The organism is Microcystis sp. M_QC_C_20170808_M9Col, assembly GCF_007095495.1.
Classification (GTDB): Bacteria; Cyanobacteriota; Cyanobacteriia; order Cyanobacteriales; family Microcystaceae; genus Microcystis; species Microcystis aeruginosa.
This window is the reverse complement of sequence record NZ_SFBZ01000334.1, coordinates 1-8,324: the sequence shown is the minus strand read 5'-3', so window position 1 is coordinate 8,324 and position 8,324 is coordinate 1. Positions and strand designations below refer to the sequence as shown.

Annotated in this window: 5 protein-coding genes and 1 pseudogene; 4 read left to right on the top strand and 2 right to left on the bottom strand. The window is 46.5% G+C overall.

From position 1 onward, the window contains the following. From EWV68_RS21220 to EWV68_RS21205, 4 genes and pseudogenes are all read left to right on the top strand, one after another. Nucleotides 1–401 (top strand): annotated as a pseudogene (locus EWV68_RS21220) (IS1-like element transposase); the annotation flags it as partial. 239 nt (nt 402–640) lie between these two features. Next, a complete protein-coding gene (locus EWV68_RS21215) occupies nt 641–1,192 on the top strand; it encodes an alpha/beta hydrolase (RefSeq protein WP_002760078.1) in 552 nt (183 codons plus the stop codon). Further along, nucleotides 1,189–2,541, top strand: a complete 1,353-nt coding sequence (locus EWV68_RS21210; RefSeq protein WP_061430795.1) for a 16S rRNA (cytosine(967)-C(5))-methyltransferase — start codon at nt 1,189–1,191, stop codon at nt 2,539–2,541. The genes EWV68_RS21215 and EWV68_RS21210 overlap by 4 nt, the downstream gene beginning before the upstream one ends. After that, nucleotides 2,531–2,941, top strand: a complete 411-nt coding sequence (locus EWV68_RS21205) for a tellurite resistance TerB family protein (protein ID WP_287170951.1) — start codon at nt 2,531–2,533, stop codon at nt 2,939–2,941. The genes EWV68_RS21210 and EWV68_RS21205 overlap by 11 nt, the downstream gene beginning before the upstream one ends. Before the next feature lie 68 nt (nt 2,942–3,009). Here the strand turns inward: EWV68_RS21205 and EWV68_RS21200 are convergent, their stop codons facing one another. Beyond that, nucleotides 3,010–4,644: an alpha-D-glucose phosphate-specific phosphoglucomutase gene (locus EWV68_RS21200; RefSeq protein ID WP_287170950.1), complete on the bottom strand. Its 1,635-nt coding sequence runs from the start codon at nt 4,642–4,644 to the stop codon at nt 3,010–3,012. A 373-nt stretch (nt 4,645–5,017) separates the two neighbouring features. Beyond that, entirely contained in the window at nt 5,018–7,987 is a 2,970-nt protein-coding gene (gene pruA, locus EWV68_RS21195) for an L-glutamate gamma-semialdehyde dehydrogenase (protein ID WP_287170949.1), read from the bottom strand. Between the last annotated feature and the right edge of the window lie 337 nt (nt 7,988–8,324).

The following is an 8,324-nucleotide window of genomic DNA, read 5'->3' as shown; positions in this document are numbered from 1 at the left end:
TCAAGAATGGTTCTATTCATAATGGAAAACCCAAACGTCAAGGTAAAGAATGTGGTCAACCGTTGGTGATCAATCCCACTAATAAAACCGTCTCTGACGAAACCAAACAATTAATTGATCAACTCTTGCTCGAACGAATTTCCTTGCGAGGAATTGCGAGAGTAACAGGGGTAAGTTGGTCATGGTTACAAAATTATGTCAACAATAAACTGGCGGCTGTTCCCCGTCAAGTAAAGGTTTCGGACAAACCAAAAGGTAAATTGTTTAGAGAATGTGATGAGATGTGGTCTTTGGTTTTTTCTAAGACGATAAAGGTTTATATTTGGCGGTTAATTGATAGAAAGACAAGGGAAATTATTGGTTGCTATTTAGGGGATGCTGAAAAAGTTTTTCCTGGGGTGTGGGGTGTGGGGTGATGGGAGTTGGGAGCGCCGGAGTTGGGAGAATAAAGCTGCCTTTTGCATGAGTGCCTTTTGCCTTCAGAAGCTGATCACTGAAAATACTCCCCCAACACCCATCTCACCCCGGGGAAAACCGCTATAGAATAGAGAAAAAAGAGAATTGCGAGGAAAAAACTCTGTCTTTTAACCCGATTGTCATTCCCCCTTCCCCGGAAAATCCCGCTCGCTATCTAGTGATCATGCTGCACGGTTGGGGTGCAGATGCCATGGATCTGGCCCCCCTTGCATCGATGCTGGATCTAGCTGATTGTCAATTTTTGTTTCCTAATGCTCCCTTCGATCATCCCCAAGTGCCGGGGGGACGCGCCTGGTATGCTTTAGAAACCTCCGATTATCAAGGTTTAGTCCCTAGTCGTCAACAGTTGCACGATTGGATTATTTCCCTAGAAGCAACTACCGGTATTCCCCTAGAGCGGACTTTTTTGACCGGTTTTTCCCAAGGGGGAGCGATGACGCTGGATGTGGGTTTATCTTTACCCTTGGCGGGATTGGGTTCCTTGAGTGGTTATCTGCACGGTGAACCCCATCCCCAAGGCCCACAAAATGTCTTAATTGTTCATGGTAAGCAGGATCCCGTCGTTCCTATCGCTGCTGCTCGTCAAGCCAGAGATTTACTGCTTGGTTTGGGGGTTAACGTCGAATATCACGAGTTAAATATGGGTCACGAAATCCCGATTCCGGCACTGACTATTTTACGCCAATTCCTCCGCAATCGTCTAGAAACTGCATGAATAATGCTCGTCAGCTGGCTTTGCTGATTTTACGGGATATCGATCGCTCCTCCGCCTATCCCGATCGCGCTCTTGATCGCCATTTGTCCGCTAGTTCCTTAAATTGTCTTGACAAAGCCTTGACAACGGAGATTGTTTATGGTATAATCCGCCGACAAAGAACTTTGGATGCGCTGCTCGATCGCTTGGGGAAAAAAACCGCGGCCCAGCAACCCCCGGATTTACGGCGAATTCTCCATATTGGTCTTTATCAACTGCGTTATCTATCCCAGATTCCCCCATCGGCGGCGGTGAATACGGCGGTAGAATTAACTAAAATCAGTCATTTAGGCAAATTAGCGGCGGTGGTTAACGGAATGCTGCGGCAATATCTCCGTTTAACTGCTAATGGCGACGATCCTTTACTTTTACCGGAAAATACCGCTTCTAGATTGGGTATTCTCCACAGTTTCCCCGATTGGTTGGTGCAATTGTGGTTAGATCGCTTTAGTGTTACGGAAACGGAACAACTGTGTCAATGGTTTAATCGCTCTCCTGACCTCGATATTCGGATTAATCCCCTGAAAACTAGCCGAGAAGCCCTAGAAAATGAGTTAGAATCAGCCAATATAACTTTTAATTATCTTAAGTTACCTCTAGCTTGCCGTTTAACCTCTGGTTTAGGCAATATTGAGCGTTTAGAGGGATTTCGAGCCGGAAATTACACCCTACAGGATATTAGCGCCCAATTAGTCACTTATCTGCTCGATCCCCAGCCCGGAGAGACAATTATCGACGCTTGTGCGGCACCGGGGGGAAAAACCACTCATATTGCCGAATTAATGGGCGATCGGGGTAGAATATTAGCCTGTGATCAAACGGCATCCCGTTTACGACAGTTAGAAGCCAATATTAAAAGATTAGACTTAAAAGCGATCGAAATACATCTAGGGGATAGTCGCGATCGTCCCCAGTGGCGCGGCATCGCCGATCGTGTACTAATCGATGCTCCCTGTTCAGGATTGGGAACCCTGCACAAGCGTCCTGATATACGTTGGCGACAAACACCGGAAAATTTACCTGTACTAGCCAAACGACAGGGGGAACTTTTAGCCTCGGCTGCCACTTGGGTAAAACCGAAGGGAATCTTAGTTTATGCCACCTGTACTCTGGATCCGTTAGAAAATGAAAGAGTGATCGAGCAGTTTTTAGCCGCTCATCCCGATTGGAAAATGGCCACTCCTGACTCTAATTCATGCTTCTCAGAATACTATACAGAAACGGGAGCGATCGAAGTGTTACCCCATCGGCATAATCAAGACGGTTTTTTTATGGCTAAGTTAGTCAAGGAAGTGTGGGATGAAAAATAAACAATTACTGAAAATTCTCATCGGTGTTGCTTGGATTGATGGGGTCATTCAACCATCAGAAAGAAACTATTTAAGACAGGTAGCTGTGAGGGAAAAACTTGATGATGATCCGGAGATAAAACCACTATTATCGGAACTAAAACCAGTTAAAACCGGTGAATGTTATCGATGGTTAGAGTCCTATTTAGGCGATAATCCTAGTCCAGAAATCTATCAAGATCTACTAACATCGATTAGCACTTTAATCTATAGCGATGACGACGTGGACGTACAGGAAGCAAAATTATTAACCAAAGTGCAGAGTTTCGATCCGACTCATGATAGCCATCGATCGATGTTAGATAAATTAGTCACGGGAATTCAGAAATTGTACCACAGGGCAATTACTGGAAGTAATTAAGGAGGGGCTATCAGTGGTCAGCAGGTCAAAAAATTCCCCGATAACAACTGATAGCTGATCCCTAGATTTTAGGTAATAACCGTGGGTTGTTCCCGTCCGGTAGATTGACGAATTTGACCGATTTCTTCGGCTAAATCAATTAAGGGTTGTAGGGCCTTTTGGGTGTCGATATCGTGTTTACTTGCGTCCGGTTCATAACTTTCTAGATAAACCCGAAGAGTTGCTCCTTTAGTTCCCGTACCCGATAGACGATAAATAATCCGAGAACCATCGGTAAAACCAATGCGAATGCCTTGATTTTTACTCACACTACCATCCACGGGATCCGTATAGCTAAAATCATCGGCATATTCCACTTCATAGTTACCAAATTGTTTACCCTTAAGGTCTAAAACCAACTTCTGGAGACGTGCCATCATCTCTTTTGCCGGTTCTAAGGCGACTTCTTCATAATCATGACGAGAATAGAAATTACGACCAAATTCTTGCCAATGACTGCGAACAATTTCCTCTACAGATTCCCCTTTAACTGCCAAAATATTTAACCAGAAAAGAACCGCCCATAAACCATCTTTTTCGCGAATATGATTGGAACCCGTGCCGAAACTTTCCTCCCCGCAAAGGGTTGCTTTCCCCGCATCTAACAAATTACCGAAGAATTTCCAACCGGTGGGAGTTTCATAACAGTCAATTCCCAGTTTAGCCGCTACTCGATCGGCCGCCGCACTGGTGGGCATCGATCGCGCCACTCCCGTGATACCATTTTGATAGCCCGGTACTAGATGAGCGTTGGCAGTTAGTACAGCTAAACTATCACTGGGGGTGACAAAAAAATTCCGACCGAGGATCATATTGCGATCGCCATCTCCATCGGAAGCGGCCCCAAAATCCGGAGCCTCTTGACCAAAGAGAATTTCTACCAGATCATGGGCATAGACTAGGTTAGGATCGGGATGACCACCACCAAAATCCTCTAAGGGAATACCATTTAATACTGTACCTTTGGGCGCGCCTAAACGCTGTTCAAAGATGGCATAAGCGTAGGGACCCGTCACCGCATGGAGAGAATCCATGCACATTTTAAACTTACCAGAAGTGAGTAGGGCCTGAATGCGATCGAAATCAAAAATCTTTTCCATCATTTTGACGTAGGGAGTAACCGCATCGATCACTTCCACATCCATAGTTCCCAGTTTAAAGGAACTGGGGCGATCGAGATTAATATCAGCCCCTGAGAGGATGTTATAACTGCTAATCACCTTAGTCTCGGCATAAATTGCATCGGTGATATTTTCCGGGGCCGGTCCGCCGTTAGTAATATTGTACTTAATGCCAAAATCGCCCTCCGGACCGCCGGGGTTATGACTAGCGGAGAGAACAATACCGCCAAAAGCGTTATTTTCGCGAATTAACCCAGAAATAGCGGGAGTGGAGACAATACCATCGGTTCCCACGAGTATTCTACCGATACCGTTAGCGGCGGCGATTTTCAGGATAGTTTGAATAGCTTGACGGTTATAATAACGACCATCTCCACCGACGACTAGGGTTTGACCCTCGATACCGTCTAAAGTATTGAAGATAGCTTGAATAAAATTTTCCAGATAATGGGGTTGTTGAAAAACGGGAACGGATTTTCGCAATCCAGAAGTCCCCGGTTTCTGGTCACTAAAGGGTTTTGTGGCAACGGTTTCAATCGTCATAGTCTTTTCTTGATAGGCCGACGCAATTCTCAACTTAAGTATATAGCAGTAGGTTGACAGCCAAGAAATCAGCTAGGAAAGACAACAGTTGGGGAGTCCCCTGTGATACTAAATCCTGTTTAAAAAGTCTAGGAGAGTGGGGAGACCACTTCGTGCGCGTTGCGGGGGGAGATAGGGGAGTGGGGAGATAGGGAAGTGGGGGGAAGGGAGCAGGGAGAAAAAAGCTGACTCCTGTCTCGGAGTCTCCTGTCTCCTGAATACTGACTCCTGTCTCGGAGTCTCCTGAATACTGACTCCTGTCTCCTGTCTCGGAGTCTCCTGTCTCCTGACCCCACCAACAAACTTTTTGCCGCAAACCCTAGCCATAAATTGCTTAATCGGCCCCTTCAATCGGTGCAAATCCCTGACGTTGAATATTCTCGCTGATGTGACGAGGTTCGAGGAATTGCAGCAGATAATCGGGACCCCCTGCTTTGGAACCTACCCCCGACATCTTGAAACCCCCGAAGGGTTGACGGGAGACAATCGCGCCGGTGATTCCCCGGTTAATATAGAGGTTTCCCACTTCAAATTCCTGCGTAGCTCGGTTAATATGGGCAGGAGTGCGAGAATATAAGCCACCGGTTAGAGCATAGTCGGTTCCGTTAGCTACAGCTAAAGCTTCCTCGAAATTGCTCACTTTGATAATCGCCACCACCGGACCAAAAATTTCCTCCATCGCTATTACCGCATCAGGGGGAACATTTTTAAAGACGGTGGGACTGACGAAATAACCCACTTCTGGAATTGGCATTTCTAGGGCTAATTCAGCCTCTTTTTTACCAGTTTCGATGTATTGCCGAATTCTTGCTTGAGCTTTCTCGTCGATAACCGGTCCTACTTCCGTACTCGGTAAATCCGTCGGCCCGATATTGAGGGACTTGGTAGCCTCGACAAAGCGATCAACAAAGCTATCATAGACGCTTTCCAGAACGATTATCCGCGAACAGGCGGAACATTTCTGGCCGGTGTAGCCAAAAGCGGACTTAACCGCACCGACAACGGCCTGATCTAAATCGGCACTCTCATCGACAATTAGGGCATTTTTGCCGCCCATTTCGGCGATAACTCGTTTTAGGTGTTTTTGACCCTTTTGCACGATGGAGGCATCTGTATAGATGCGACAGCCCACTTCTCGTGAACCGGTGAAGGCGATTAGGTGAACATCGGGATGGCTAACTAAATGCGCCCCCACCTGGGAACCTTTACCCGGGATATATTGGAAGACTCCGGCAGGAATACCCGCTTCTAGGAGAATCTCGGCAAATTTCGCCGTAATCACCGAGGAAGTCTCGGCAGGTTTCAATAGCGTGCAGTTACCAGCTACTAAAGCCGCTACTGTCATTCCAACTGCGATCGCTAGGGGGAAATTCCAGGGAGAAATCACTAAAGCAATACCCCGGGGTTGGTAGGAATAACGATTATTCTCACCTGCTACGTCGAAATTATGCCCTAAATCCAGTCTTTCCATCTCAGAGGCGTAATAACGGCAAAAATCGATCGCTTCTGACACTTCCGGATCCGCCTGTTGGATAACTTTGCCCACTTCCAAACAAATCCAGGCCGATAACTCGTGTCGTCGCGCTTCCATCAAATCCGCCGCTTTTCGCAGTATTTCGGCTCTTTTAGCCACTGGAGTGCGTTTCCAAGCGGGAAAAGCCTGTTTTGCCGCTATGATCGCTTTTTCTGCCTGTTCCACCTCAATTAAGCCCACTTTACCCACTATTTCCTGCGGGTTACAGGGATTAACGGAATTAATTTGAACATTGGTGGTGACGTATTCGCCGTTAATTAGGGGTAAATAGGTTTTACCGAGGGAATTTTTGACAAAAGTAAGGGCTTGACTCGCTTTATTTCGTAATTGCTCGTTAGCATAATCTGTATCGGGGGCATTAGGAAAACCGGGGATAATCGGGTTATCCTTGCCTAAAACCCGGGGGGCTGCGATTAAATCTTCCACGGGACGATCCTCCAAATTTTGCCTTAGGAAGGAACTATTAGCGGTATTTTCTAATAAACGGCGGATTAGGTAGGCCATACCGGGTAAGAGTTGTCCGTAGGGGGAATAAACCCGCACCCGATGACCCCGCTTCACTAACGCTTTGGCTAATTGGTCGCCCATGCCGTACAATACCTGCATTTCAAAGCGACGACGGGGAATTTCTAAACTTTCTGCGATCGCACAGGCCAAGGCTTGCGATCGCACGTTATGACTACCGATGGCGGCGTATAAATATTGATGATTTTCCAATAATAACCGCGTCATCCGTTCATAATTGGCATCGGTGGCCGATTTTTCGTTATATACCGGCTGTGGCCAGTGATTTTGCCGAGATTTAATCGTTTCCTGATCCCAGTAAGCGCCTTTGACTAGCCGGACAGTCAGGGGATAACCGCGCTTTTTGGCCCAATTAATTAAATCTTGTAAATCTTGGGCAGAATCTCTTAAATATGCCTGTAGGGTGATGCCAATATCGGTACGACTGCGAAATTCTTCTTCTAGGAGTAATTCTTTCAGGATAGCCAGGGTGAGGTTTTTATAAACGTACTGTTCCATATCAAAATGGACTGCCACCCCTAACTCCTGAGCGCGTCGCAACAGTAGGCGAATGCGATCGCAAACTTTCTCCTTACTACCAATCGGATCTATGGGATCAAACTGAGAATAAAAGGCAGTTAGCTTGACAGAAACCTGCACTTGTGGTAATAAGTCGCCGTCCGCTTCATCAATTTGGCTAACTTTATTCCATTTGCTCGCTTCTTGAGCCAAATGGGTCATTAAATCCAGATAACTTTGTAGATAAACTTGGGTTTCCGCTTCAGTAATTACCGCTTCACCGAGGAGATCTATGGTAAAAGCCATTTTTTCCTTCCGCAGACGGGTGACAGTGCGAGTAATTTGCCCTAGGTCTTCCCCGGCGATATACTTACGAGCTAAGGTTTCTACGGATTTACTGATCAGACTGGCGGCCGTTTGAGCGGGTAGGGAGTTAGGATCACTAAAGTTGAGGATACTTTTCAGCGCACTGGGCAGTTCTACGGAAGCATCACCGAGGTATTGTTGGAGATGATTAGCGATCTCGGCATTACTGCGTAAAGCGGGTAAACAGTCAATAAAACGGAATAATTGTACTCGTAAATTGGGGTTAGACATTGCCCAATCAAGTAATTTATCATCCCAACGCATTTGATCCTGTAAAGCAGACCAAAGACCTTTTTTTTCCCGAGTTTCGGCTAAAAGTTGTCTAGCGATCTCTTGGGTTTTGGTTTCGTAGTTTTGAGTTGAGTCGATTTGGATAACCACGGTGATTCAAGTAAAAAAAATTATCAACGGGATTCAGCTTTCAGCAAGCTACCGTCAGCCTTCAGCCTAAAATTCAGTTTTTGAGCTTTTTCAGCTGATTGCCGCTTTTAATGGCTCTTTTCTCTGGTTTATATTCTTACCGAAGGACTAATCAAAGCTAATAGCTGATCGCTTTTGCTGAACACTCTATTGTACTCGATCAAGCGGGGAAGTGGGGGTGTAGGGTGTGGGGTGTGGGGTGTGGGGTGTAGGGTGTGGGGTGTGGGGTGTAGGGTGTGGGGTGTGGGGTGTGGGGTGTGGGGTGTGGGGTGTGGGGTGTGGGGTGTGGGGTGTGGGG